Below are 24,903 nucleotides of genomic sequence, written 5' to 3'. Positions count from 1 at the left end.
ACAGCTAGCCACCCCTGGTACCCGCCGGAGTGGGGCCAACAGTAAAGGCAGAAACATGAACACACCGATTGAACTGATCGCAAACCCGCGGCTTGCCGCGGACATGGGACTGCTGGTCCTGCATCCGGAGGACAACGTTGGCACCGCCCTGGGGACGGTTCCCGCCGGCACCTCCCTTTCCGTTAACGGCGGTGAGTTGCTGTGCGCGGATGAGATTCCCGGCGGACACAAGGTGGCTTTGCGGACCATCGAGGCCGATGAACCGGTCCGGAAATACGGCCAGATCATCGGTTTTGCGGGGCGCCTGATCAGCAAGGGCGAACATGTCCACGTCCACAACGTGGCGTACCGGGAGTTCGACCGGGCCGGCCAGGCGGGCACCGCGCTGCGGGAGACCGATTTCGTGCCCGAGGATCAGCGGGCAACCTTCCAGGGGTACCGGCGGAGCAACGGCTCCGTCGGTACCCGGAACTACATCGGCATCCTGACGTCCGTCAACTGTTCCGCGACGGCGGCGAAACTGATCGCCTCCCGGATCGAGAACAGCGGGGTCCTGGACCAGTACCCCAACGTGGACGGCGTGGTGGCCCTGACCCATTCGTCGGGATGCGGCACCGGAGGGGACGGCAATTACGGCTTCGAGGTGCTGCGCCGGACCCTCCACGGGTACGCGAACCACCCCAACTTCGCCAGCATCCTGGTGCTGGGGCTCGGCTGCGAAGTCAACCAGATTGCCGGCCTCACCACCGGGTGGTCGCTGAGCCCTGACAAGTCGATTTCCAGCATGACCATCCAGGCGCAGGGCGGCACCAAGGCCACGGTGGCCGAAGGGGTGCGGCGGATCGAGGAACTGCTTCCCGAAATCAACAAGGCACAGAGGACTGCCGTTCCCGCCTCGGAGCTTGTCCTCGCCATGGAGTGCGGAGGCTCGGACGCCTTCTCCGGCGTCACCGCAAACCCGGCGCTGGGCGCAGCCGCGGACCTGCTCATCAGGCACGGCGGCACCGCAGTATTTGGCGAAACCACGGAAATTTACGGCGCCGAGCACCTGCTCACGTCCCGCGCCGAGTCCCAGCACACGGCAGACAAGCTCATGGAACGCATCCGCTGGTGGGAACGGCACGTTACCCAGGACGGATCGTCGATCAACAACAACCCGTCCCCCGGGAACAAAGCCGGCGGACTCACCACCATTCTGGAAAAGTCCCTGGGAGCCGTGGCGAAGGGCGGGACCACCAACCTGGTGGACGTCGTGGAGTACGCCGAACCCATTACCGCCCACGGCCTGGTCTTCATGGACACCCCGGGATACGACCCCGTCAACGCCACCGGCATGGTGGCTGGAGGCGCCCAGGTCCTCGCGTTCACCACCGGACGCGGTTCCGCCTTTGGCTGCAAGCCCACGCCCAGCATCAAACTGGCCACCAACACCCCGCTATATGAACGCATGCGGGACGACATTGACGTGAACTGCGGGGCGGTGGCGGACGGACAGCTGACCATCGAGGAGATGGGGCAGCAGATCTTCGACCTCATCCTGGCTGTGGCTTCGGGCCAGGAAACCAAGAGCGAAGAACTGGGTTACGGGGACAACGAGTTTGTCCCCTGGCAGCTGTCCACCGTTCTCTAGGTGCCGCCTACCGCACCGCCGCGCACCAGGCCAGCAGCGTGGTCACGAAGAACCCGGTGACATAGTTCAGCCACAGGAACCGTTCCCAGCCGCGGCGGGCCTGCTCCGAGAGGCCGCGAGGTGCGGGCACTCACTACCTGCGCCCCGTCCCGGTACGATGTGCTGAGTTGTGTGGCCGGGGCGGGGGATCTTGTGGGCAGGTGGGCGGGCCGTAGGTTTTTTATGGTTGCGGTGCTGGCTGTGCTCATGGTGGCCGCCGCTATCGTCGTCTTTCTGTCCCTGAACCGCGCGGCCCGGGACCCGGCAGCAGGAAACGAAGCGCAGCCCCAGGAGCAGACAGCATCGACGCCGGCGGGGCCGGATGCCGCGATCGCGGCTGAGCCGGACGCGGGGCAAGTAAAGCTGACCTGGCCGCAGGAGCATCCCCTGCGTTTGTTCTTCAGCGGCGACTCACTGACCGCCGGGGAGTTTTCGACCACGGAGGACACCTCGTTCCGGAGGCTGGTCACGGCTGGATTGGGAAAGCGTGGTGCCGTTGAGGAAGTTGGAACGTACAAGTCGGGGTACCGGCTACAGGACGTCGCCTCGGGGTTCGCGATCCCTCGGGGTGCAGGCCTTGCCGTTGTAGAACTGGGCACCAACGACCTGGTCACGAACACGGACACCGCGGTGTTCGCCCGGCAGTACAAGGAGTACCTGAACCGTGTCGCCGCGGCCTCCCCTGACGCCAAGCTCCTGTGCCTGGGCGTGTGGGCACCGGCAGCTGCTGGCAGAACCGCCGCCCTCGACGCTGCCATCACAGCAGGGTGCCATGCCCACGGCGGCCAGTTCATTTCCCTGAAGGAACTTTTTGGCACGCCAGCCAACAGGGGTCCGGCCGGCGATCCGGTGTGGCTGGGGAGCAGGGACACCTTCCACCCCAACGATGCGGGCCATGCAGCCATCGCCGATGCCGTGCTCCAGCGGATAGCGTCATCCTGATCCCCGCCGTGCTGAAGTGAAGATCGCCGAACTCAGCGGCTTCCCGGACGGCCGGTGGATGGCCTGGCGGCCGGGTGAGGACAGCTTCGAAGACCTTGCGTGACAGCAGCTGGAGGGCTAGGCCCCTAACGGACCGCGGCGTACCAGATCAGCAGCATGGTCACGAAGAACCCTGTGACGTAGTTCAGCCACAGGAACCGTTCCCACCCGCGGTGGGCCTGCTCCGAGTCCTCGTCCGTGACCGAGGCGAATGGGAGGATGCTCACCGCGTAGGGGAGCGCCAGCAGGGCTGCGAGCGGTCCCGGCCACGGTGTGAACAGCAGCAGCACACCGGCCAGCAGGTAGGCGGCGATTGCGAAGCGCACCGTGGCCTTGGCACCGATCACAGTGGCCACGGATCCGATGCCGCCGGCCCGGTCCGCCACCACGTCCTGCACCGCGCCGAACGCGTGGCTGGCCACGCCCCACAGGAAGAACGCCCCCAGCAGCGCCCACAGCGCCGGCGTGAACTGCGCCTGCGCCAACACCAGCCCGTACACGGCCGGGCTCACGAAGTGCGTGCTGGACGTGGCCGAATCCAGGAACGGCCGCTCCTTGAACCGCAGCCCCGGCGCGCTGTAGGCCACCACCGCGAAGATGCTGACCGCCAGCACCAGCCAGGACAGCGGGTTCCCCAGCAGGACCAGCGCCGCCAGGAACGGCACGTTGGTGCCGATCGCCGCCCGGAGCGTGACGGCATGCATGGTCCGGTCCAGCACCGCGCCCTCCACACCGCCCTTGCGCGGGTTCCGGAGGTCCGATTCGTAGTCGAACACGTCATTGATGCCGTACATCGCCAGGTTGTAGGGGATGAGGAAATACAGGGTCCCCACCACCCAGGCCAGGTCGATCTCGCGCGCCGTGAGCAGGTACGCCGCGGCAAACGGGTACGCCGTGTTCACCCAGGACAGCGGGCGGGAGGACAGCAGGAGCATCCGCAAGGTCTTCATGGCCGCCTTCCCGACGGGCTGGCCTTCGACGTCCGGTCCAGCAGGATCCACAGGCCCGGCAGCAGCAGCACCGCGGCCACCGGGTACGCGAAATCCTCCAGCGGGGCCAGGCCCACCGTCATCCCCGAAATCATCTCCGGCGCGTACGTGAACAATCCGGCGGCGATCATCAGGTTGTCGAACACCGCCGTCAGGACCAGGACGACGGCGGCCGCCCCACCTGCCGCTGCCAGCGCCACTTTCCGCGTCCGGCCCCTGAGCCGGATGGCGGCGGCGGTCCCCACGGCCAGGGCGGCGATGAGGAATACCGCGTTCAGTGCCCAGTAGCTCATGACCGTTCCTCCACCTTGCTGTTGTGCATCAGCCGGGCTCCGGCAAACCGCCGGAACAGCTGGAACAGGTTCATCACCAGGTAGCAGAGGAACACCAGGAAGATCGGCTCCTCCAGCGGCAGCTCCGGTGCCAGCTCGATCCCGATCGTCTCGTTGTGCCCGCGGAAGAAGATGCCCAGCCCGATCCCGGACAGGTCCCACGCCAGGAAGAACACCAGCCCCGCCGCCAGCACCACGGCCGCGCGCCGGGCGTCCTGCCAGAAGAAGAGCCGCAACCGCTGGTCCAGCAGCACCATGCAGCCCAGCGACACCAATAGGAACGCCAGGTACGCAACCGCCGTCACGCCGTCGTACCCTTTGAAACTGTTCCCTCTTGTGCAGGTGCCGATGGCACTGCTTTGCCTGCCAGACGCAGCGGCGCCGGCAGCGGACCGGTGCTCGTGTCGCCGCGCAGCCGCTTGACCACCAGTTCGGCGCTGATCAGGCACATGGGGATGCCGATCCCCGGAATGGTGGACGCCCCCGCATAGTACAGCCCCTCCACCTTGCGGCTGACGTTGCCGGCCCGGAAGAACGCGCTCTGCTTCAGCGTGTGCGCCGGCCCCAGCGACGTGCCCTTCCACGAGTGGTAGTCCCGCTCAAAGTCCGAGGGCCCGTACATCCGCCGCACCACGATGCGCCCGGCCAGGTCCGGGATGCCCGCCCACTCACTGAGCTGCCCGATCACGGCGTCGGCCGCACGTTCCAGCCGCTCGTCGCCGCTGCCGCCCAGACCCGGATCCGGCGGGATGGGCACCAGCACGAACACGTTCTCGTGCCCGTCCGGCGCCACGTCCGGATCGGTGGCGCTGGGCTTGCACACGTACATCGACGCCGGCTCAGGAATGAACGTGTCCTTACCGAAGATCGCCTTGAAGTTCTCCTCCCAGTTCTTGGTGAAGAGGAGGGTGTGGTGCTGCAGCTGCGGCAGCCCGCCGCGGACGCCCAGGTACAGCAGCAGGGCACTGGGCCCGGCGGTGCCCCGCTGCCAGTACCGCTGCGGGTAGGTCTGGAGGTTCCGGGGGAGCAGCGCGGTTTCGCTGTGATGCAGGTCGGCAGCGGAAATTACGACGTCGGCCGCCAGGGTTTCCTCCGTCCCGTCACTCTTGCGGAAGCGCACCGCGCGCACGGCCGCCGGACGCCGCCGGGAGATGATGGGCGCCGTTTCGATTTCCAGCACCTCCGTGCTGGTCCTGATGGTCACGCCGGCGTTGCGGGCCTGCTTTTCCAGCGCCTCCACCAGCCGGGCGAAGCCGCCCATGGGGTAGTAGACGCCCACGTCCAGGTCCAGGTGGCTCATGAGGTGGTACATGCTGGGCGCGGTGAACGGCGAGGCGCCCAGGAACACGGCCGGGTATTCCAGGATCTGCTGCAGGCTTGGATTGCTGACGTAGCGGCGGGCGTAGCTGTGCAGCGGCTCCAGCAGAAGGCGTGCCAGCCGGGGGAGCCGGGCCAGGATGTCCGGCACCAGCAGCGGGGCGAAGGACTGGAACGTGGGATACAGGAAGCGGCGCTTGGCCATGGTGTAGGTCTCGGCGGCGGAGTCCAGGTACTTCTCCAGGCGTGCGCCGGCGCCGGGTTCCAGCCGGTCAAACAGCGCCACCACCCGTGCCCGCCCGGCCGGGACGTCCACCGGCTCTGCTGCGCCTTCGGAGATGAGCCGGTAGCCGGGGTCCAGCTTCAGCAGGTCCAGCTGCTCGGCGGCGGAGGTGCCCAGGAGCTGGAAGTAGTGGTCGATGACCTCGGGCATCAGGTACCAGGAGGGCCCGGCGTCGAACCTGAAGCCATCCTCACTGAACGTGTACGCCCGGCCGCCCAGGACGTCCTGTTTCTCCAGGATGGTGACGCGGTGCCCCTCGGTGGCGAGCAGGGCCGCCGTCGCCAGTCCGCTGATGCCGCCGCCGATCACCACCACCGTTTTACCGGGTCCAGCTGTCCGTCCGGACGGAACTGCTTTCTTCACGGCCGTCACTGCGCCGCCACCCGGGCCGGGCGCGCGGCAACTGGTTCCAGGCCGCGCCTTCCGGTGAGCACGGCGGCGGCGATCTTCAGCTTCACGGGGGTGGGCACGCTGATCCTCGCCCGGATCAGGTCCGGTGCAGGGGTGACGCGGATCCGCTCGGCCAGTTCGGCGAAGAGCTCCTGGGCCAGGGCCACGGCCAGGCGGCAGGACGTGGGCAGGCTGCGGAGCACCGCGCGGGATTCCTGCAGGTCGTGGTCAATGTCCGCCAGGAGCCGGATCTTCTGTGCCTCGTCGAAGTTTGCGGGGCTGACGCCGGGGAAGTAGCTGCGGCCCAGGGACGTGAAGTCCTCTGCCAGGTCGCGCAGGAAGTTGATCTTTTGGAAGGCCGCGCCCAGGTGCCGGGCGCCGCGCTCCAGCCGGGCCCGTTCCTCCGCGCTGACCGGTTGCCCGTAGAGAAAGCACCTCAGGCACATCAGGCCCACCACTTCCGCGGACCCGTACACGTACTCGGTGAAGGATGCCGGCGTGTGTTCCGACTGCTCCAGGTCCGCCCGCATCGAGGCGAAGAACGGGCGGGTGAGATCGGTGCCGATGCCGGTTCGGCGGGCGGTGTCCGCGAACGCGTGGATCACCAGGTTGCTGCTGTAGCCGGTGGCCAGGGCGTTCTCGGTTTCCTGCTCGAACGCGTCCAGCTGCCGCCGGCTCTCCTCCGGTGACAGGCCCGCCGCGGAGGTGACGCCGTCGACAATTTCGTCCGCCACCCGCACCAGCGCGTACACGGAATCCACCTGGCGGCGGACGGCGTCGTCAAACAACTTGGAGGCGAGGCCGAAGGAACTCGAATAGGAGCGGAGCACCACGCCGGAGGACTTGAGGGCGGCGGCGGTGTAGTCGGCCAGCGCGTCGCGGTCCCGCTTCATGCGCCCATCCGATCGGTGACCAGGCGGGACAGGGGGGAGAGGCCGTCGCGCAGCTCTTGCGGCACGAACGGCTGCACCAGGACATCCAGCGCCCGCTCGGTGAGGTCTGCGGCGAGTTTCAGGGTCTTGTCCCGTGCCCCGGAGGCCACCAGGAGTTCGCGGATCTCGGCGGCATCCCTGGCCGTGAGGTCCTTGGAGAGCAGCTCTTTGATGCGGGTCCACTGGGGCTGCTGCGCTGCGTAGGAGATCAGGGCCGTGCGCTTGCCCTCGCGCAGGTCGCCCCAGCCGGTCTTGCCGGTCCTCGACTCATCCCCGAACGCGCCCACCAGGTCATCCGCCACCTGGTACGCGGTGCCAATGATGCGGCCGAACTCGCCCAGGGCCTCCACCAGTTCCCGGTCCGCGCCGGCCAGGACGGCCCCGGCGCGCAGCGGCGTGTCGAAGGAGTACACGGCCGTTTTCAGCCTGGACATCTCCAGGACCTGGTCCACGGTCTGTGGCATGGGGTCCAGGGGTGCCAGCACGTCCAGGAGTTCGCCGGCCGCTGAAGCCATGACGGCCTCGTCAAGGAGGTCGCCCAGCCGCTGCCGGATGGCCGGGTCCGCCTCGACTTCGGACAGGAACCGGTATGCGTTGGACAGCGCCAGGTCCCCGGCGATCACCCCGGCGGACAAGCCGGTGTGCTCTGCCCTGTCCGGGCTGCTGCCCTGGTCCGTGGCGAGGCTGCGGTAGGCGCCGGCGAGGTTGGGCATCCCGCGGCGGGTGAAGTCCTGGTCCACCACGTCGTCGTGGATGATCAGGGCAGTGTGCAGCAGCTCGTAGGAAGCGGCCAGCGTGGCTGACGCCGTCCTGTCGCTGCCGCCCAGCAGGGAGTAGGTGGTCATCACCAGCCGGGGACGGAAGCGTTTGCCGCCCACCGTGCAGGCTTCAAGGTGTTCCCACAGGCGTAGGTACTGGGGGTGCAGCGCACCGGCCCTCACCTTGGCCCGGGCAAAGAAGGATTGCAGAACGCCATTGACCAAGCGGCCGTCATCGGTGTGCGCCAGCGTGGTCCCCGTATCCATAGGTAAAGTAAACACGGGCACCCATGGGAGGGCAATTGAACGGGAAGACAGAGCAGGTGGTCCTGGCCGCCGACGACGGAACACCCGTTGGCGTCGAGGACAAGGCCACCGTGCACACCTCCGCCACGCCCCTGCACCTGGCCTTCTCCGCCCACGTGTACGATTCCGACGGCCGCATTCTCCTCACCCGCCGCGCCCTGGCCAAGCTGACCTGGCCCGGCGTCTGGACCAATTCCTTCTGCGGACACCCCGCGCCGGGAGAGGACCTCGAGGACGCCGTGCGGCGCCGGGGCGAGTATGAGCTGGGCCTCCGCCTCTCGGACATTGAACTGCGGGTTCCGGACTTCCGATACCGAGCGGTGGATGCCTCCGGCGTGGTGGAAAACGAGATCTGCCCGGTCTTCACGGCGCACGCCGCGTCCCCGATGGATCCCCGGGCCGACGAGGTCATGGAGTGGCAGTGGACCGACCCCGCCCTGATCACCGCCGCGGTGGCCGCGACCCCCTGGGCCTTCAGCCCTTGGCTGACCCTCCAGCTGCCGCTGCTCTACCCGGAGCGGTTCGGCGCTTAGGTTCCTTGTGTCACCGTTGTGGTGACGGACGACGGCGGCGCTCGCCGCGGGCTTTCAGCGTCACCTTCCAGCGCTCCCAGGGAGGCAGCTGCCGCCAGTGGATTCCCAGGGTGTGGAAGGCGCGCTTGAACCGCAGGCGTGCATCGGCGCCGCCGGCAAGCGCGCGGGCCGAAATGCCAACCTTCAGCGAGGGATCGTAGGCCGTGCGGCGGGCGGGGTCCAGCGCAAAGCCGAGGTCGACGTCGTCGTGCACGCCCGTGTCCAGCCGGTTCACCCTGGCGCGGGCCTGCTCCCAGTCCGGTCGGCCGAAGGCGCAGTTGGAGCCGAAGGGCGGCCAGTGCCCCATGGCCGCGCCCATCAGGACGAAGTAGGCCTGGATGTAGGCGACCCCCGCGAGTTTGCCGCGGATCCTGCCCGTGCCGTAGAAGACGCCGGGCCCGGTGAGAAGGGCCAGGTCCGGTTCCTGCTCGAAGCGCCGGCAGATGCGTTCCAGCCAGTCCGCCGGCGGGAGGCTGTCCGCGTCGCAGCGGGCGGTGATGTCCCCGCGGGCGGCGTCGTAGCCGGCGGAGGCTGCGGCGGCGATCCCCGGCACGTTTTCGTGAAGGACCCGGGCGCCGTACTTTGCTGCGATTTCTCCCGTGTTGTCGCTGGAGGCGTTGTCCACCACGATGATTTCCAGCGGAGCCATGGTCTGGGACTGCAGGGCCTGGAGGCAGCGTTCCAGGAAAGGGCCGTCATCCTTGCACGGGATGACCACGGAGAGGGACGGCATTCCCCGATGCTAGCCTGCTTCGCTGTCCTTCCGCCTGATCGCGGGCCCTGCCTGATTTTCGACGCGCATATCCATCCGCGATGCGGTTCCCCGTTTTCGACTCGCAGACTCGGTTGCGCTCCCCAAATGTGGGTCGCGGGAAGGAACCTGCGCGGCGGAATCTCATTCGCGCGTCGAAATCCGCCTGTCCGGTCCACCTAGGATGGTCCCCATGAAGGCTGCCCGAGACGCGGAGTCCGTTGCCCTGGTGATCAACGCCGGTGCGCGCCTGGCCGCGGCCGGGGCGGAGCCGGTGGTGGAGAAGCTGCGGCAGGCCGGCCTGCCGATCTCCGCCGTGCACCTCGTCCGGTCCGGTGGCGATCTGGCTTCGACACTCGAGGCTGTGTCCTCGAAGGGGCATGACCTGGTGGTCGTCGGCGGCGGCGACGGCACCGTGTCCTTCGCTGCCGGGCGGTTCGCCGGAACTGGAACGGTGCTGGGGGTCCTACCCTTGGGGACAGCCAACGACCTTGCCCGCACCCTCGAAATTCCGGCCAACCTTGAGGCGGCGTGTGCTGCGCTCGCCGACGGGAAAGTGGTGGACATCGACCTGGGGCGGGCCAACGGCGAGCCCTTTCTCAACGTGGCGTCGGTTGGCCTGTCCGTGGGGGTGACCGAAAGCCTGAGCCCGCGGCTGAAGCGGAGGCTGGGGCCGCTGGCCTACGGCGTTGCCGCGGTGCGCGCGTATGCCCGGCACAAGCCCTTCCGTGCCTGGCTCGAGTTCCCGGAAGGCGACCACGAACCGCTGGAGCTAGAGAACATGCTGCAGGTGGCGGTGGGCAACGGCCGGCATTACGGAGGCGGCAATGCGGTCTCGCCCACCGCCGGCATCGACGATCACACTCTGGACATCTACGCCATCCCCGGGGCGCCGCTCCGGGAACACGTAAGGATCGCCCGGCTGCTCAAGGACGGCAGCTTCGTGGAGCGCGACGGCGTGTACCACTTCACCACGACTCGGGTCCGGCTGGTCACCGAGCCGCCAATGCCGGTGAACCTCGACGGCGAGATCGCCACAGTCACGCCCGCGGACTTCACCATCGACCGCAACGCCGTGCATGTCGTGGTGCCGCAATACAGCACCGCGGCGAGACTGGACTCGTAGGGGAGCCCTCCGCCGCCGCTTGCCCTTCCCCGTTTTCGAGGCGCAAGTCGGTCCGCGACACGGTTCCCCGTTTTCGAGGAGCAGATTCCTTTTCGCTCCCCCAATTTGGGCCGCGAAAAGGAATCTGCGAGTCGACATCTCATTCGCGAGTCGAAATCCAAGGTGCGTGCCGTCGTCGTACTTCTTTGAGGGATGTGGGGGCCGACGGCTTTTTTCGGATCGACGCTGATCCGTTGCCTCCGCCGTCGGCCCCTGGCCTGTGTGGAATGGGGGGGTGGTTGCCTGGCGGCGCCGCTTCTTAGCGCCGCCAGGCTCTGAGACCATCGGTTTTATCCGATGCAGGCGCGGGTTGACTGGGCCCAGTTCCCAGGTGCATCGAGGTTGCGTCCCCGTCCTTCACGCACCACTTTGAAGGGAATGCCTCAAGGACCTGTTTGCTTTCGATCAAGATTGCATCAAGGTCGGCGAAATTTCGTGCCGGCAGACGTTGAGGGCGTTCCCAACACAACGGAAGCGCTGCAGATCTGGCAAGAGACCTGCAGCGCTTCCGTTGTTTTGTGCCGTTTTCTACCGTGCGGTGTAGTCCTCGGCTGCCTTGCGCAGGCGGCTGTGGGCGCCGCCATATGCTTGGGCGCCCTGGAGCGTCCACTTGGGCAGCTTGGCCACCATCGTGTAGTTGGGGTCGCAGACGTTGGCCGCCGGGGCCAGGCCCATCTGGCTGACCAGCTGGTAGGAGTCCAGCAGGTCCATTCCAGTCAGGTCCGAGGTCCAGGCGATGAGGTCCTTCTGGCTAATCCGGTACGCATCCTCAAGCGGGCGGGTGGAACCGGTGCTCATGATGAAGTCGTCGTTCTCCAGGCGGGGCCAGGCGGCGGCACCCTCCTTGATCAGGTCCACGGCGATCACCGAGTTCATGGCGGATTCCAGGCCGGTGCCGCAGACTTCGCCCTCGCCCTGGCGGGCGTGGCCGTCCCCGAGGGAGAGCATGGCCCCGGCCACGTTGACCGGCAGGTACAGCGTGGTCCCGGTGCGGGCTTCCGGGGTGTCCATGTTCCCGCCGTGCGTGGACGGCGTCATGACCAGCCGGACTTCGCCGCCGGCAGGGGCCACACCCACGGTGCCGTGCATGGGATCCAGCGGCAACTGAAGCCGGAAGTCGGAGTTCCGCGCCTTGAACGAGGCGGTCCAGTTTTCCAGGTCGATGTCGTAGAACCAGACGCGTTCCTCCAGCGACTCGTTGAGCGTGGCCGTCTCGCGCGTTCCCGTCAGGGCGCCGAACTGCGGAAGCACGCAGGACACCGCGTACTTTCGGGCCGGCACTATGGAGACGAAATGGACGGCCAGCATGTCGCCGGGTTCCGCGCCCGCCACCTCGATGGGCCCCGAGACAGGGTTCATCTCGTTGAAGGGCACCACTTCGCTGGGCAGTTGGTCAGGGGAGGTGACCCGGCCGCCGAAGCAGTCCTCGGTGCTGACCTCCACAATGTCGCCGGGCTTGATGCTGATCATCGGCTCCCGGCCGCCGAACACGTACGAGTATTCGCCTGGCTGGGGCGCGAGTTTGTGGACAACCATCTTTACTGAACCTCCGCTGCTTCAGGTTCCCCTGCCGCCGTCGTAATTGGTACTTCCTTCTTACCCATGCGCCCGGTCTTGAACAGGACGACGGCGACGACGATCCCCACGATAGTATTTTGGGCCCCTCGCGCCGAAAGATCTCGGGAGTTCGGGCAGCACCAGGGCTCTCCTCGACTCGCTTCTCCATCTTCGCGGCGCACCTTCCTTGGCGCACCCCAAATGCGGGCTGCGAAAAGGAATCTGCGCAGCGGAATCGCATTGGCGCGTCGAAAGCGCAGGTGCGGGCCGCCGTCGTACTTTTGTCCTGCCTGTGACCGGGGAATCTGGTGCCGGTTAGTACCTGAAAATGCTTAGGTGTTGGGGGCCGCAGCCTTCTTGGCCAGCGCTTCCGCCATTTTCTGGACCTTGGTGCCGTAGCCGCCGTTGACTGCGGTGTCCTTGATCTTGTTCGCCTGCGCATCCAGATCAGCGGGGGCGGCGTTCTTGAGTGCCGTCAGGTCGGCCTGCAGATTTGCGGGGAGCTTGGCGAACAGTTTCGGGTGGCCGATGAGCTGGTCGGCCACCTGCTGGAGCCCGGCGCCCGGGTTGCCCGAGCTGAACGCGGTGCGCAGCTCCTGGCGAAGCCCGGCCAGGCTGGTGGCGGCCTTCTCCGCCGCGTCGGCGCGCTTCTGGATCTCGGCGCCGTACCCGCCGGACAGGGCAGTGGTCTTGATCTTGTAGGCGTCCTTCACCTTGTCGGCCGCGGGGGCGTCCTTGAGGGTGGTCACGTCCGCCTGAAGGGCGGCGGGGAGCTTTGCGAAAAGCTGGGGGTGGTTCACCAGGGCGGCGGCGGCCTTTGCCGCACGGTCGCCGGCGGACTGCGGGCTGTCCGCCTTCAGGCTGAGGAAGGCCTCCAGGCCACCCGAGCCCTTTGGCATGTGGGCCTTGGCCGCCGCAGCGGGGGAGGCTGTTGACGTGAGGGTTGACGTGGGAGAGGCGGACGCAGCACCGACGCCTGCGGCGGCCATGGCACCCGCGGCGAGGACTGCCGCCGCCCCGACTCCGATGCGGGATTTCATTGACGGAATTGATGGCTTCACCACGTTGTGTCCTTCCGAATTTGCGCATGCGTGCCGAACCAGTGACCGGGCACGGGTTCACTGTAGGAGCCAAGGCTGGGGAAAAGCTGAAAACGCCGTGGTTCTTGTCCGGTCCTTACCTCTGTCTGGGGTGCGGATTATGCTCGGACAATGGCGCATGATTCTCTGGCGAGACCCGTTACCCCCGGCAAACAGGGGCTTTGGCAGCGGCGCATGTGGATGTGGATCGCCGCCGCCGGACTGGACGTGTACATTCTGGGTTTCGTCATCGGGCTGCAGCCGGCGGGTCCTCTCTGCGGCAGCCCGTTGGCCCCGAACAGCCGGGCAGCTGAACTGCTGGACCAGCAGCAGGGCGGCGGCGGGGCGGCAGCTGCCTGCTACCGCAGCATCGATGCCGATTCCGTGCCCGTGTGGATCCTCCTGGCGTTGGGAATCGCTCTTGTTATCGCCGGAGTTGCGGCGCGGATCGTCATCATCCGGCGTTCCGCTGCCTGAGCCGGCCCTTAAACGAGCTGGAGCGGCGCCGCACGTACGCCATGTTGGGGCATCTGCAAGGATGGGCTGGTGGCTCACCCGGGCGCGCTGAACCTGCCGAAAGGTCCACCATGGACATCGTTGAAGTGATTTTGAATGACCACCATGAGCAGCGGCGGCGGTTCGCCCTGCTCGACGAAATGCATGAGTGCGAACCTTCAGACCTGGAACCTGTGTGGAACCAGCTCCGCATCCTGCTGGAAGTACATGCCAAGGCAGAAGAGGAACTGTTCTACCCGGCCTTGATGGAACTGGGGACAGGGGCAGGCGGAAAGGACTCCGCCGGGGACGAAACCACCGACGCGATCCACGACCACAATGAAATCCGGGACGCCATCCGTGATGTCTCCGACCACCGGGCAGGGGCACCGGAGTGGTGGGAGGCGCTGTCAAAGCTCAATGAAGCCAACGGCGACCATATGGCAGAGGAAGAACGCGAAGGCTTGACCGACTTCCGGCAGCACGCTTCCCTGGAACTGCGCCACCGGCTTGGACTGTCATTCAGCATTTTCGAGTCAGCCCACGCCGACGGCATCGAACCCCGGGACCTCGATCCCGACGAGTACGTCCGCGAGCACGAATAGGGCCGGCCGCGTCCGCCCGCAGTCCGGTCAAAACCGGTCACCCCGCAGCTGTTCGGCTGCAGGGTGACCGGTTCCCGCCTTCCAGGCGTTGACCCAACTTTGGTACCGCTTACTGTTCCTGGTCGGAATTTTGGAGCCGGCGCCTGACGAAGATGCCGGTCACCACCAGCGCGAGGACCAGGACACCGGCAATGCCGCCCACCAGGGCCCACGGCACCTGGCCGACCGCTGTGCCTGCCTGGGCGGGCGCCGCCGTCGTGGGCGCGTCACTGCTTGCGCCGGAACTGCCCCCACTGCCTGCGCTACCGGCCGCGGCAGTGCCCGCCGTGCCCGCACTGTTCGCGGTGAAGCTGAAGGTTCCCTCGATGGGGTGCCCGTCCGAGGAAACCACCCGCCACACCACCGTGTACTTGCCGGCGGGCGCTCCTGCTTTGACCGCCTGGGTGACGTGGTTGTCCACGATCTCCACCGCCCCGTCTGCCTGGTCCGTGCCCGTGGAGTCCTCAACCCGCACGATCGAATTGATGGCGATGGGGGTGCGGTCAAAGGTCAGGCCGATTTTGGCCGGGACGCTCTGGATTGTGGCGCCGTTGGCGGGATCGCTGGATTCGAGGGCGTCGTGGGCCTGGGCCGCAGCCGAGGGTAGTACCAGGAACGCAGCTGTGGCGAGGGTGAGAAGGAGCCGCGCAGGCCAGCCCCGGCCCTTATTTTGCGCTTTCACGGACCGCCCCTTTCGTGCGCCGCCCGGCGAGGGCAACCGCCAGGGCGGTGGCACCGAGGACCAGCCCGGCAGCGCCCAGGACGATTCCCCAGACGGAAGCGGCATCGTTGGACGCGGGGGAGACCTGGGCCGCTGGTTCCGCAGCCGGCCCTCCGGCCGCGGCAGCCGCCGTCGTGCCGTCCTCGGCGGTGGTGGTGAAGGACGGGGCCGGATGTTTGGGCTCGGGCTGTCCCTCGGTCTGTTCCTGGTCCCAGTTCACTACGGAGCCGTCCGTGTAGGACTGCGCCGTCTTCAACGTCACCGTGGTCCCCGCTGCCGGGAGCCTTCCCACGGACAGGGAGAACGACTGGTACTGGTTCTGGCCCAACTGGTGCGCCTCATCCGCAGTCCACACCACGGAGCTCGGCGCCTTGGTCACCGTGGTGCCAGCCACTGTGACGGGCTTGGGCAGGTCGCTGGTGATGACCTGCGCGGTCCAGCCCTCTACGGGCTTGACCGACACGGAGGTGAAGGGGGTGTCTGCAGGCAGCTTCACCTCGAGCTTGCTGGTCTTCGCGGTGGGGGATTCGTTGGGCACATTGAACGTCAGGTGCGAGTAGCCGTTGGCGCCGGTATCGTCAGGGTCCACGCTGACGTGGGCGGATGCGGCGGTGGCGCCTGCGGCGATGATTCCCGCGGCTGCGGTCGCGGCGGTCAGGGTTTTCAGGGTATGGCGAAGTGTCGTTTTCATTGCATGCTTTCAGGGAAAGGGCGTGCTGGCAGGACCCGGCGCGGCAATCGCCCGGGTCAGGATGTCAGGTGCCGCTCAGGGAGCGGTGGGAACCAGCGGCGGCCCACGCCGGGCCGGCAGCCTGAGGTTTCGCCAGCGGGAAAGAACGACGACGGCGGGCCGCGCCGGCTGGAGCGGCCAGTCAGGGATGACCACCGGCGTGAGGATCCGGATGGTGGGGCGCAGCCACGCGGCGAGTGCCCAGACGGCTGCCTCGCCCCGTGCCAGCACCACAGCCGTGGCCAGTGTTGCCGCGGCGTGCAGGACCAGCATCAGTGTGTTCGGAACGGCGTAGTCCGGGGTGAATGCCGTTGCGGGCAATACGGATCCGGGGCCGTGGAGGTGGCCGACAGCAATGTGCTGGAAGCCTGCGGGCATGGACAGGGCGTTGAAGGCCTCATGAAGGATCAACTGGCTGGCCACCAGGAGCCCGGCCATGGCGGGCGCGGCCACTTTGGACCTGGCCAGGATCATGACCGGCGCCAGCACCAGCGCCACAAGCCCCAAGAAGATTACGGGGTGGGGCAGCGCACCGCCCGCCATGACGTGTGCGCTGGCAGCCAAGGCGACCATCGCCGTCGTAACAGCCATGGCGCGGGGGAAGCGCAACGGGGCACTCATGCCATACGCCACCCTTCCAGCTCGATCTTGCCGGTATCCACTCTAGGCAAGGGCCCGAGGTGCCCGTTAATCGGGCCGCCTCTTCACCGAAACGGCCCCGCTGGCCGTGACGCAAACTGTGCTCCCGGTGCACCGTTCAGGAGCGCCCCAGACTTGAAGAGTAGGGTGAGGGCCGGTTGCGACCACTGCAGGAATACGATGCCGAGAACCGGAGACACGCATGCCCAAGGGAGTTTCTTTCCAATCCACGTCAGACTCGCCCGGGCGCCGGAACCCGTTGCGCGTCGCCGGGATCACGCTGGGCTGGTTCGCGGGCTTCCTTGCAGTCAGTGCCCTTTGCGGGGCCCTTGTTGCCGGCCTGATGATGCCGGCGGCAGCCGTGACGGAGACGGCGTTAGCGGGCGGATCTGCTGCCCTGACCACCAACCTCCCCAACGACGTTTTCTCCGCGCCCCCGGCACAGATGACGCGTGTGCTTGCAGCGGACGGGTCCCAGATCGCCACCCTTTTCAACGAGAACCGGACGCGGATTTCCCTGGACCAGATGTCGCCCAACATCAAGAACGCGATCGTGGCGATCGAGGACTACCGGTTCTATCAGCACGGCGGCATTGATCCCGAAGGCATCTTCCGGGCCCTGGCCGTGGACGCCGCCGGCGGGCACCAGGGCGCATCGACCCTGACCCAGCAGTACGTCACCAACATGCTCAACGAAAACCTGATCGCCCAGGGCAAGGACGCCCAGGTGGTGCTCAACGGTCAAAAGGGCGTGAACCAGAAGATTCAGGAGATGAAGCTCGCCATCGGCCTTGAGGAAAAGTACTCGAAGGACCAGATCCTGGCCGGATACCTGAACGTGGTGGGTTTCAACAGCAACGCGTACGGCATCCAGGCCGCCAGCCAGTACTTCTTCTCCATTGACGCCAAGGACCTCACCCTGCCCCAGGCGGCACTGCTCGCCGGCCTGGTCAATGGTCCTTCACTCTACGACCCCACCGTTCACCCGGAGGCCGCCAAGTCGCGGCGCGACCTAGTGCTGGACGCGATGCTGGAACACGGCTACATCAAGCAGCAGCAACGCGACGACGCCGTGAACACTCCCATCCAGCTCAAGCTCAACCCGCCCAAACAGGGCTGCGCGTATGCTCCCCAGGCGCAGTACTTCTGCGACTACGTCATCCACCAGATTGAGAATGACCCGGCGTACGGCGCCACGGTGGACGACCGCGACCAGAAGATCATGGCCGGCGGCCTGACCATCAAGACCACCCTGGACCCCCGACTGCAGGGACCGGCCCAGGCACAGGTGGACGCCACTGCCGGCGCCAACCCGGACAAGTGGGGCGCCTCGCTGGTAACCATTGAACCCGGCACCGGAAAAGTCCTGTCCATGGCGCAGAATTCACGGAAGCTGCCCGGACAAGGCGCCGGGTTCGTCTCTGACTACAACTTCAACGTGGACGGCAGCAACGCGGCCGGGAACAGCCTGGGTGGTGTGGGCGGCATGCAGCCCGGCTCCACCATGAAGCCGGTGACCCTGGCGGCCTGGCTGGGCGAGGGTAAATCGACAAACCAGATCGTCGACGCCTCCAAGCGGCGCTACGGCATCTACTACCCCTGGAAGACAACCTGCCACCCCGTGCAGGGCTGGTTCGACAGCACGGTGCCGCAGTCTTCGGACCTGCAGAACGATGAGCCCAACTGGTACCGGCCCATGACAGTCCGCGAGGGCATCTACCAGTCGATCAACACAGCCACGTTTGCCTCGCTGGCCGGGCTCAATGACTTCTGCGACGTCCAGCGCGCCGCAGATGCCATCGGCCTGCACCTGGGCAGCGGAAAAGACGAAAAGATCGATCTCTCAACCCTGGGGAACATCCTGGGCAGCCAAAATGTGGCACCCCTGACCATGGCGAACGCCTTCGCGACCTTTGCGGCCAACGGCACCTACTGCACTCCCATCTCCATCACGGAAGTGGACGACGCCCAAGGCAAGAAGATCGGTGGACAAACATCCTCCTGCCAGGCCGGGGCGCTGAAACCGGATGTTGCGAAGGCCGTCACCAACGTTCTCCAGGACGTCCTCACCAAAGGTTCCGGTTTGCTGATTCCGCAGAAACTCGGGGTGCCGGATGCTGCCAAGACCGGCACGAATGAATGGAACAACCAGACCTGGGTGGTGGGCTACACGAAAGGTCTGGCGACGGCATCCTTCTTCGGCGATCCGTTCAATGGCGGCCCGGGCCGGCTGGGCCGCAACATTACTGTCAACGGCAAGTTCTATCCCGCGGTGGACGGAGCATTTATCGCCGGGCCGCAATGGGCGCAGTACATGCAGGGCGTAGTGGGCCTCTACGATCACGGAAACTTCGACTCGCCGCCGCAGGACCTCATCAGCGACCCTGCGGGACAACGGACCAAAAGCAACTGATCCGGGACGTTTGAGCCGCTGGGGATCGCCGCAGGGTTCGGAAGGGAAAACCAATGGAAAAGGGGCAGTCGGGAACAACCGTGCTCGACAGGACCTTCCGCATCTCCCTGCTCCTCAAAGGGTTGGACGGAGTCCTGGAACTGATCGGCGGCATTCTCCTTTTGCTGGTCACGCCGGCGCAGATCGGCGAGGTGGCCCGGTTCCTCACCCAGCATGAACTTGCCCAGGATCCCCGGGACTTCGTGGCCAACAGCGTGCTGCACATGACCGCCAACCTTTCGGGGTCGGCGTCGTTGTTTGGCGCTGCCTACCTCCTTCTGCACGGCGTGGTGAAAATCGTCCTGGTGTGGGCCGTCCTGAAGGAAAAGCTGTGGGCCTACCCCTGGATGATCGCCTTCCTGCTGGTCTTCATCGCCTACCAGCTGTACCGGATCTCCGTGTCTTTCTCGTGGGGCATGGTGCTCCTCACGGCATTCGACATCTTCATCGTGTGGATTACCTGGCGTGAGTACCGGCTCCGGCGGGCGCAGGGCCGGGCGCCTGAGGATGATGCGGCAAGGTCCCGGTCCTCGCACTGACAGCGTGTCCTTTCATTTAGGGCACGCCTGCCTGGAACGAGGCTCCTAGGTTGCCTCGGAATCAAAAGGGGCTGCCTGCCCGGGAACCACCTTTTGCCGCCGCGGCGAAGACCCCGTTTCCGCGCGCTCGTTCCCGTCCGGGCTCCGGGGGAAGTCAGCAGGTTCATCCAGGAGTGCCTCGCGGATAATCCGGCGGGGATCGTACTGGCGTGGATCCAGCCGCTTCCAGTCAATGTCATCGAACTCGGGCCCGAGTTCCTGGCGGAGCTGTTCCTGGGCCCCGGAAGCCATGCGGCGCAGCTCCCGGATAAGGCGGCCAAACTTGGCGGCGTATTCGGGTAATTTGTCCGGGCCAAGCACCAGGGCCCCGATGATGAGGAGGACGAAAAGCTTTTCGGCGTCGATACCGAACATCCCATCATTTTACTGCCGTCCCGGCCGCAGGAGTGTGGGAAGAACTCGCCTTGGAGTCCCCACTGGACCGGAGAATTCCTGCGGTCAGGCCATCGTGGCCACGGCGAATAGTCCGGCCACTCCAACCAGGTAAAGGATCAGGACCACCAGCGAGTCGGCTCCCATGCCCAGGCGTTTCTTTTTCGGCCGGAAGAGGAGGCCCAACAGGTAGGCCAGCGTCAGCAGGATGGCCAGGGCGGTGAGGTAGATGTCCGTGGCCTGGGCCTGCGGCAGCACGGGCTTGCCGGTGATGAGGACTGCCACCAGGAACAGCACGGGCAGGAAAGCGTTGCCGCCGAAAATGTCGCTGAAAGCCAGTTTGTAGTCGCCCTGTTTCACCGATGCCAGCCCGGTGGAAATTTCGGGCAGGGAAGTGGCCAGGGCCAGGAAAGTCGCACCGAAGAGGACGCCCGAAAGCCCGATGTGCCCGGCGATCGCGTCCCCGCTGCGCTCCAGCACCACGCCTGCGCCCAGGGTTGCCAACGCAGCGACTGCGAAGATCAGGGCCGACTTGCCCGTGCTGATGTGCCGGTTCTTGTCGTTGGCCTTCTTCTTGGAATGGCCTTGAGGCTGGTCCTGCCCACCGGGGGCGTCACCTTGCTCGTGCCAGGGAAGGCCCTTCTGGGAACGCTGGACGAGGATTAGCCCGACAATCCAAATCACGGCGATCAGCACCGCGGCCGGGGTCAGGCGAAGGGCCACGAGCGAGTTCGGCATCTGGCTGCCGGCAATCACCACGCCCAGGACTGCGATGACGGTGACAGCCTCAATGACCAGGGTCAGGGACGCTGCCTTGTAGCTGAGGGGATCGGTGCCCCTGGTTCCAAACACATCGAGGATGACCAGCACGACGGTCTGGATGGCGATACCGCCCAGGATGTTTCCAACGGCCACCCCGATGTTGTTGGAAGCGGCCGCGCTGACAGTGATGGCGATTTCCGGCAGATTCGTGGCAACGGCAAGCAGGATCAGGCCGCCCAGCGCCGAGCCCAGATGCAGCCGGTCATCGAGAACATCCGTCTGTTTGGAGAGGTGGATTCCCGCCACCCAGATCACCGCCGCGGCACCGGCGAAAATCAGTAACAGAACTGCCAAAGGCAGGGATTCCATGCCTCTCCCTTCCCGGGCGGCGCCCTACCGTCCAGGAAATCAGATACCCAGCGAAGGGGCCGGGAACTGAATCTGCGGCTGGGAATAGGCTGGGAATCCCCGCTTCCCGCACGACGAGGCCACATCGCCGCAGGTCAGCAGCCTCCTGTTTAGCCCTAGCAAGGCCCCCGGGTTTCTAGGCAAAACTACTAATCATGCTTACTATTGTGGGGCGCGAGCTGTCCGCTGGGGGCAGAGCACCCGCGCTGCACCGGAGGTTTTTCAAGCATGGACAACGAAATGCGTCCCCTCACCGATGAAGAACTGATGTCGGAGCAGGCCACCGCCCTGCCGGACAAGGAAGTGGCGTCCGTCCTGGACCTGAATGCGGACCTGGACTTGGGCATCAACGCAGCGGCACCCATCGACCTGGCCGTCGCCGCCAACGCCAACGTGGCAGCACCCATCGACGCCGCCGCCTCGGCCAACATCCTCTCCTACGGCTCGGACGCGCAGGCCCTCTCGAGCCAGGACGCCACCATTGACCAAGGCATCACCGCCGACGCCAATGCCGACTCCACCCAGGACAGCGTGATCGGCCAGGGTGACGGCACCACTGATACGGGCACCACCGACGCCGGCACCGCGGACGCTACCGCTGGCACGGTCACGGATCCCACCAGCACCGGCGGGCTCACGGACACCGTCGGCGGCGCCCTGAACGGCAACCTGCTGAACGTCGACGTGAACCTGGACGCCGACGCCGCCATCGCCGCTCCCATCAACGGTGCCGTGGCCGCCAACGCCAACGTTGCCGCCCCCATCGACGCCGCAGTGGCCGCCAACATCGGCTCCATCGACAGCCGGGCCTACGCCATCTCGGACCAGAGCGCCACCATCTCGCAGCACATCGACGGCGAGGCCAACGCCACCGCGGGCCAGCAGTCCGACCTGCAGCAGTAAGCAAACATGACCCAAATCCACGGCGGGCCGCCTCCTGAGGCGGGCCCGCCGTCGTCACGCGTTTCTGTTGCCCCGGATCCGTCGGGCCAAATTCCGTCAGGCCAGAGTACGACGGCGGCTGCCCACCTTCCTGCCCGGGCCGACGGCGTCCAGCTCCTGGGCACCGCAGAGGGGTCCGGCTACTGTGAACCGCCCGCCCTGGTGCGGCGCGCCGACGGCCAGACCCTCCAGCTGACCCGGCTCCTGTACCTGGTCCTGGAGGCCGCCGACGGCACGAACGACCTTGACGGCATCGCCCGGCACGTCAGCGAAGCTTCGGGCCGGCTGGTCAGCGCGGACAATGTCCGGACGCTGATGGACAAGCAGCTGCTGCCGCTGGGCCTGCTGCGGCTGGCCGACGGCAGCCAGCCCGAGGTCAAAAAGTCCAACCCGCTGCTGGGCCTGCGCTTCCGCTACATCGTGTCCGACCCCGAGCGCACCCGCAGGATCACGGCACCGTTCGCAGTGCTGTTCAACCCGCTGATCGTGGTGGCCGTGACGGCGGCGTTCCTTGCAGCTTGCTGGTGGGTGCTCATGGTCAAGGGCCTCGGATCGGCCACCCATGAGGCCTTTGAGCAGCCCGCCCTCCTGCTGTTGATCCTCGCCGTCACCATCCTGTCGGCCGGCTTCCACGAGTTCGGCCACGCCGCCGCCACCCGCAAGGGCGGAGCCACACCCGGGGCCATGGGCGCCGGGCTCTACCTGCTCTGGCCGGCGTTCTTCACGGACGTCACCGATTCCTACCGCTTGGGCCGGGGCGGCAGGATCCGCACCGACCTGGGCGGCCTGTACTTCAACGCCATCGTGGCCGTCGCCATCATGGGACTTTGGTGGGCCACCGGCTTCGACGCGCTCCTGCTGGTGGTTGTCACGCAGATCCTGCAGATGGTCCGCCAGCTCATCCCGCTGGTCAAGTACGACGGCTACCACATCCTGGCAGACGCCACCGGCGTGCCCGACCTGTTCCAGCGCATCAAGCCCACCCTCCTGGGAATCCTTCCTTGGCGCTGGGGAAACCCGGAAAGCAAGGTACTCAAGCCCTGGGCGCGCACGGTGGTCACCGTCTGGGTCCTGGTGACCGTACCGGTGCTGCTGTTCAGCATGGTGATGATGGTGCTGTCCCTGCCGCGGCTGTTGGCCACTGGGTGGGCCAGCGCGGGCAAGCAGCAGGAAGCGCTGGCGGCATCACTCGCCACCGGCGATCCCGTGGGCGCGGCCGTGCGCGCCCTCGCCATTGTCGTGGTGGCGGTCCCGGTGCTGGGCGTGCTGTACATCGTGGTGCGGCTGCTGCGGCAGCTGGTGACCGGGCTGTGGCAGAAGACCCGCGGCAAAGCCGTGCAGCGGACGGCCGCCATGGCCGCCGTGGCCGCCTTGTTGGCAGGGCTCGCCTGGGCATGGTGGCCCGACGGCGGGACGTACCGTCCGGTGCAGGCATACGAACGCGGGACGTTGGGTGATGCAACGCGGGCCGTCCTGCCCAAGCCTGCGCGTGCGGGCGTGGCGTTGCGGGAGGGTGCTTCCGGTCAGACTGTTGCGCTGTGGCCGGCGGGTGCTGTGAAGCCCACGCGGGACAAGCCCCAGTTGAGCATGGTGCTGGTGCCGGTGGCGGAGCCTGGCGCCGCCTCTCCCGGGGGTGATGCTCCCTCTGCTGCCGCTTCGGCTGCCGCCCCGTCCTGGGTGTTCCCGTTCGACAGGCCGGCCGCCCCGGCCGCCGACGGAAACCAGGCGCTCGCCGTCAACACCACCGACGGCTCGGTGAAGTACAGCGTGGCCTTCGCCCTGGTGTGGGCAGACGACGGGGAGCCGGTCACCACCACCAATGAGGCTTACGCCTTTGCCAACTGCTCGGGCTGCGCGGCCGTTGCGGTGGGGTTCCAGGTGGTCCTGATCGTGGGACAGACGAATGTGATTGTCCCGGAGAACCTTTCGGCGGCGGCCAACTACAACTGTCTGGACTGCCTGACGTATGCCCTGGCCAGCCAGCTGGTCTTGACGCTTGACAAGCCCCTGGACGGAGACAGCAGACAGCAGCTTGAGGCCTTGTGGGCGCAGATCGCTGAGTACGGAAGGAACATCCAGAACGTCCCGCTCTCCGAGATCCAGGCCACGCTGAATGGGTACAAGGAGCAGATTACGGCCATCGTCAAGGGAGCTTCGGTTTCCGGGGGAACTTCTGTGGCGACGTCCCCTGCTGCGGTCAGCCCCAGCAGTGGTCCGACCCCTGCCCCTACCTCAACCCTTGCCCAGGATGGTCCGTCCGCCACCGCCGATGCACCTGCCCCGGCAGCGACTCAGGTGGCCACCGCACCGGCGGGCCAATACATGGAAAGCGGGCAGCCGACGTCGTCCGTTGACTACGCAACGCCGGCACCAACTGTGGATTACGGGGGAGGAGAGACGGCGGCGCCGGCGCCTACGTCCAGCGCAGGGTAGGGGAGGGGGCACCCCGACCATGCCCCACCGACGATCCCGCCATTGGGATGGGTAGGCCGCCGGGGCGAATGGGGTGCAGCCAACCCTTATGCGAGGTTCGCCGCGCGAGTATGTTGACTGCTGCCGGAGCGTCCTGCCCGGCAGCAGTTCATTTTTGGGGCATGGGCTGGGAACCCCAGACGCGCCGCCCGTGTGTCCGGCGGTTGCCCTTTTAGTCGCCCTTGCTATCCAAGGAGACAACCATGAACAGGAAGAATCTTCCGGTTCTTGCTGCCGTGTTCCCGGCTATCTTCCTCTCCGCAGTTCCGGCTTCGGCCACCACCGCCTCCGATGACGACGTCCTCAACACCTACGTCGACTGCCCGCTGGAGCGCATCGGCTCCCAGCTGGTCCGCTGTGACAACCTCACGGGCTTGGGGCTGGATGCACCTGACTGGATCCCGGAGCAGCGATAGCAGTAGTCGGCACGACCCCATATCCGGCCAGCTTCTTCATTCCGACGCGCATCCCACTTGTCGACACGCAGATTCCCGAGCGCGCACAACATTTGCTGCGCGAAATGAAACATGCGCGTCGAAAACTCATTGGCGGCTCGACCACCGAAAGGTGTATAGCCGAAGCCAGC

General features: G+C 66.5%; 26 protein-coding genes. 11 read left to right on the top strand and 15 right to left on the bottom strand.

The features are described 5' to 3' along the window. The first annotated feature begins 55 nt into the window (after nt 1-55). Nucleotides 56-1,630 carry a UxaA family hydrolase gene (locus LFT44_RS15520; RefSeq protein ID WP_236799312.1) on the top strand — a complete coding sequence of 525 codons (1,575 nt, stop codon included), beginning with the start codon at nt 56-58 and terminating at the stop codon, nt 1,628-1,630. Nucleotides 1,631-1,637: 7 nt separating this feature from the next. Here the strand turns inward: LFT44_RS15520 and LFT44_RS15515 are convergent, their stop codons facing one another. Beyond that, nucleotides 1,638-1,760: a hypothetical protein gene (locus LFT44_RS15515; protein ID WP_336885625.1), complete on the bottom strand. Its 123-nt coding sequence runs from the start codon at nt 1,758-1,760 to the stop codon at nt 1,638-1,640. A 92-nt stretch (nt 1,761-1,852) separates the two neighbouring features. Here LFT44_RS15515 and LFT44_RS15510 point away from each other — a divergent pair, with 92 nt between their 5' ends. Then, nucleotides 1,853-2,611: an SGNH/GDSL hydrolase family protein gene (locus LFT44_RS15510; protein WP_236799311.1), complete on the top strand. Its 759-nt coding sequence runs from the start codon at nt 1,853-1,855 to the stop codon at nt 2,609-2,611. Between the two features lie 125 nt (nt 2,612-2,736). Here LFT44_RS15510 and LFT44_RS15505 read toward each other — a convergent pair whose 3' ends face one another. The 6 genes from LFT44_RS15505 to LFT44_RS15480 are packed head-to-tail and all read right to left on the bottom strand — an operon-like array spanning nt 2,737 to nt 7,918. Further along, nucleotides 2,737-3,600 (bottom strand): prenyltransferase, encoded by an 864-nt coding sequence (locus LFT44_RS15505; protein WP_236799309.1) that lies wholly within the window; start codon nt 3,598-3,600, stop codon nt 2,737-2,739. Continuing rightward, complete coding sequence (locus LFT44_RS15500; RefSeq protein WP_236799308.1) at nt 3,597-3,932, bottom strand: lycopene cyclase domain-containing protein; 336 nt, start codon at nt 3,930-3,932, stop codon at nt 3,597-3,599. The genes LFT44_RS15505 and LFT44_RS15500 overlap by 4 nt, the downstream gene beginning before the upstream one ends. After that, the gene (locus tag LFT44_RS15495) at nt 3,929-4,276 is read right to left on the bottom strand and encodes a lycopene cyclase domain-containing protein (RefSeq protein ID WP_442863752.1); all 348 of its coding nucleotides are present in this window, start codon (nt 4,274-4,276) and stop codon (nt 3,929-3,931) included. Before LFT44_RS15495 ends, LFT44_RS15500 begins: the two co-directional genes overlap by 4 nt. Then, nucleotides 4,273-5,934, bottom strand: coding sequence for a phytoene desaturase family protein (crtI, locus tag LFT44_RS15490; protein ID WP_236799307.1), 1,662 nt, complete (start codon nt 5,932-5,934; stop codon nt 4,273-4,275). Before crtI ends, LFT44_RS15495 begins: the two co-directional genes overlap by 4 nt. A gap of 5 nt (nt 5,935-5,939) precedes the next feature. After that, nucleotides 5,940-6,854, bottom strand: a complete 915-nt coding sequence (locus LFT44_RS15485) for a phytoene/squalene synthase family protein (RefSeq protein ID WP_236799306.1) — start codon at nt 6,852-6,854, stop codon at nt 5,940-5,942. Continuing rightward, nucleotides 6,851-7,918 carry a polyprenyl synthetase family protein gene (locus LFT44_RS15480; RefSeq protein WP_236799305.1) on the bottom strand — a complete coding sequence of 356 codons (1,068 nt, stop codon included), beginning with the start codon at nt 7,916-7,918 and terminating at the stop codon, nt 6,851-6,853. Before LFT44_RS15480 ends, LFT44_RS15485 begins: the two co-directional genes overlap by 4 nt. A gap of 35 nt (nt 7,919-7,953) precedes the next feature. Between LFT44_RS15480 and idi the strand changes: the two genes are divergently transcribed. Beyond that, entirely contained in the window at nt 7,954-8,490 is a 537-nt protein-coding gene (gene idi / locus LFT44_RS15475) for an isopentenyl-diphosphate Delta-isomerase (protein WP_236799303.1), read from the top strand. A 10-nt stretch (nt 8,491-8,500) separates the two neighbouring features. Here idi and LFT44_RS15470 read toward each other — a convergent pair whose 3' ends face one another. After that, complete coding sequence (locus LFT44_RS15470) at nt 8,501-9,262, bottom strand: glycosyltransferase family 2 protein (RefSeq protein ID WP_236799302.1); 762 nt, start codon at nt 9,260-9,262, stop codon at nt 8,501-8,503. A gap of 211 nt (nt 9,263-9,473) precedes the next feature. On the opposite strand from LFT44_RS15470, the gene LFT44_RS15465 reads away from it, so the two are divergent. Continuing rightward, on the top strand, nt 9,474-10,406 hold the full coding sequence (locus LFT44_RS15465) for a lipid kinase (RefSeq protein ID WP_236799301.1): 933 nt from the start codon (nt 9,474-9,476) through the stop codon (nt 10,404-10,406). A 567-nt stretch (nt 10,407-10,973) separates the two neighbouring features. On the opposite strand, the gene LFT44_RS15460 is transcribed toward LFT44_RS15465, so the two are convergent. Both LFT44_RS15460 and LFT44_RS15455 read right to left on the bottom strand, forming a co-directional pair. After that, entirely contained in the window at nt 10,974-11,981 is a 1,008-nt protein-coding gene (locus LFT44_RS15460) for an acetamidase/formamidase family protein (protein WP_236799299.1), read from the bottom strand. 353 nt (nt 11,982-12,334) lie between these two features. Next, nucleotides 12,335-13,042 carry a hypothetical protein gene (locus LFT44_RS15455; RefSeq protein WP_236799298.1) on the bottom strand — a complete coding sequence of 236 codons (708 nt, stop codon included), beginning with the start codon at nt 13,040-13,042 and terminating at the stop codon, nt 12,335-12,337. Nucleotides 13,043-13,213: 171 nt separating this feature from the next. Here LFT44_RS15455 and LFT44_RS15450 point away from each other — a divergent pair, with 171 nt between their 5' ends. Continuing rightward, the gene (locus LFT44_RS15450; protein ID WP_236799297.1) at nt 13,214-13,558 is read left to right on the top strand and encodes a hypothetical protein; all 345 of its coding nucleotides are present in this window, start codon (nt 13,214-13,216) and stop codon (nt 13,556-13,558) included. 110 nt (nt 13,559-13,668) lie between these two features. After that, a complete protein-coding gene (locus LFT44_RS15445) occupies nt 13,669-14,181 on the top strand; it encodes a hemerythrin domain-containing protein (RefSeq protein WP_236799296.1) in 513 nt (170 codons plus the stop codon). Between the two features lie 109 nt (nt 14,182-14,290). Here the strand turns inward: LFT44_RS15445 and LFT44_RS15440 are convergent, their stop codons facing one another. From LFT44_RS15440 to LFT44_RS15430, 3 genes are all read right to left on the bottom strand, one after another. After that, nucleotides 14,291-14,902: a copper resistance CopC family protein gene (locus LFT44_RS15440; RefSeq protein WP_236799295.1), complete on the bottom strand. Its 612-nt coding sequence runs from the start codon at nt 14,900-14,902 to the stop codon at nt 14,291-14,293. Continuing rightward, a complete protein-coding gene (locus LFT44_RS15435; RefSeq protein WP_236799293.1) occupies nt 14,886-15,632 on the bottom strand; it encodes a YcnI family copper-binding membrane protein in 747 nt (248 codons plus the stop codon). Before LFT44_RS15435 ends, LFT44_RS15440 begins: the two co-directional genes overlap by 17 nt. Before the next feature lie 75 nt (nt 15,633-15,707). Then, nucleotides 15,708-16,292, bottom strand: a complete 585-nt coding sequence (locus tag LFT44_RS15430) for a hypothetical protein (RefSeq protein WP_236799292.1) — start codon at nt 16,290-16,292, stop codon at nt 15,708-15,710. Nucleotides 16,293-16,512: 220 nt separating this feature from the next. On the opposite strand from LFT44_RS15430, the gene LFT44_RS15425 reads away from it, so the two are divergent. Further along, the gene (locus tag LFT44_RS15425; RefSeq protein WP_236799291.1) at nt 16,513-18,723 is read left to right on the top strand and encodes a transglycosylase domain-containing protein; all 2,211 of its coding nucleotides are present in this window, start codon (nt 16,513-16,515) and stop codon (nt 18,721-18,723) included. Nucleotides 18,724-18,776: 53 nt separating this feature from the next. Continuing rightward, nucleotides 18,777-19,301: a DUF2127 domain-containing protein gene (locus LFT44_RS15420; protein WP_236799290.1), complete on the top strand. Its 525-nt coding sequence runs from the start codon at nt 18,777-18,779 to the stop codon at nt 19,299-19,301. 45 nt (nt 19,302-19,346) lie between these two features. On the opposite strand, the gene LFT44_RS15415 is transcribed toward LFT44_RS15420, so the two are convergent. Then, nucleotides 19,347-19,715 (bottom strand): sec-independent translocase, encoded by a 369-nt coding sequence (locus LFT44_RS15415; protein ID WP_236799288.1) that lies wholly within the window; start codon nt 19,713-19,715, stop codon nt 19,347-19,349. Nucleotides 19,716-19,799: 84 nt separating this feature from the next. Next, on the bottom strand, nt 19,800-20,864 hold the full coding sequence (locus tag LFT44_RS15410; RefSeq protein WP_236799286.1) for a sodium:calcium antiporter: 1,065 nt from the start codon (nt 20,862-20,864) through the stop codon (nt 19,800-19,802). A 267-nt stretch (nt 20,865-21,131) separates the two neighbouring features. On the opposite strand from LFT44_RS15410, the gene LFT44_RS15405 reads away from it, so the two are divergent. The 3 genes from LFT44_RS15405 to LFT44_RS15395 all read left to right on the top strand — a co-directional run bounded on the left by LFT44_RS15405 (nt 21,132) and on the right by LFT44_RS15395 (nt 24,733). Continuing rightward, on the top strand, nt 21,132-21,806 hold the full coding sequence (locus tag LFT44_RS15405) for a peptidoglycan-binding protein (RefSeq protein WP_236799284.1): 675 nt from the start codon (nt 21,132-21,134) through the stop codon (nt 21,804-21,806). A gap of 6 nt (nt 21,807-21,812) precedes the next feature. Then, a complete protein-coding gene (locus LFT44_RS15400; RefSeq protein ID WP_236799283.1) occupies nt 21,813-24,278 on the top strand; it encodes a hypothetical protein in 2,466 nt (821 codons plus the stop codon). 242 nt (nt 24,279-24,520) lie between these two features. Beyond that, nucleotides 24,521-24,733, top strand: coding sequence for a hypothetical protein (locus LFT44_RS15395; protein WP_236799281.1), 213 nt, complete (start codon nt 24,521-24,523; stop codon nt 24,731-24,733). The last annotated feature ends 170 nt before the right edge of the window (nt 24,734-24,903 follow it).

The organism is Arthrobacter sp. FW306-05-C (assembly GCF_021801725.1).
In the GTDB taxonomy this organism is placed as follows: Bacteria; Actinomycetota; Actinomycetes; order Actinomycetales; family Micrococcaceae; genus Arthrobacter.
Note: the sequence above shows the minus strand (reverse complement) of the source record. Positions and strands in the feature narration are given on the sequence as shown.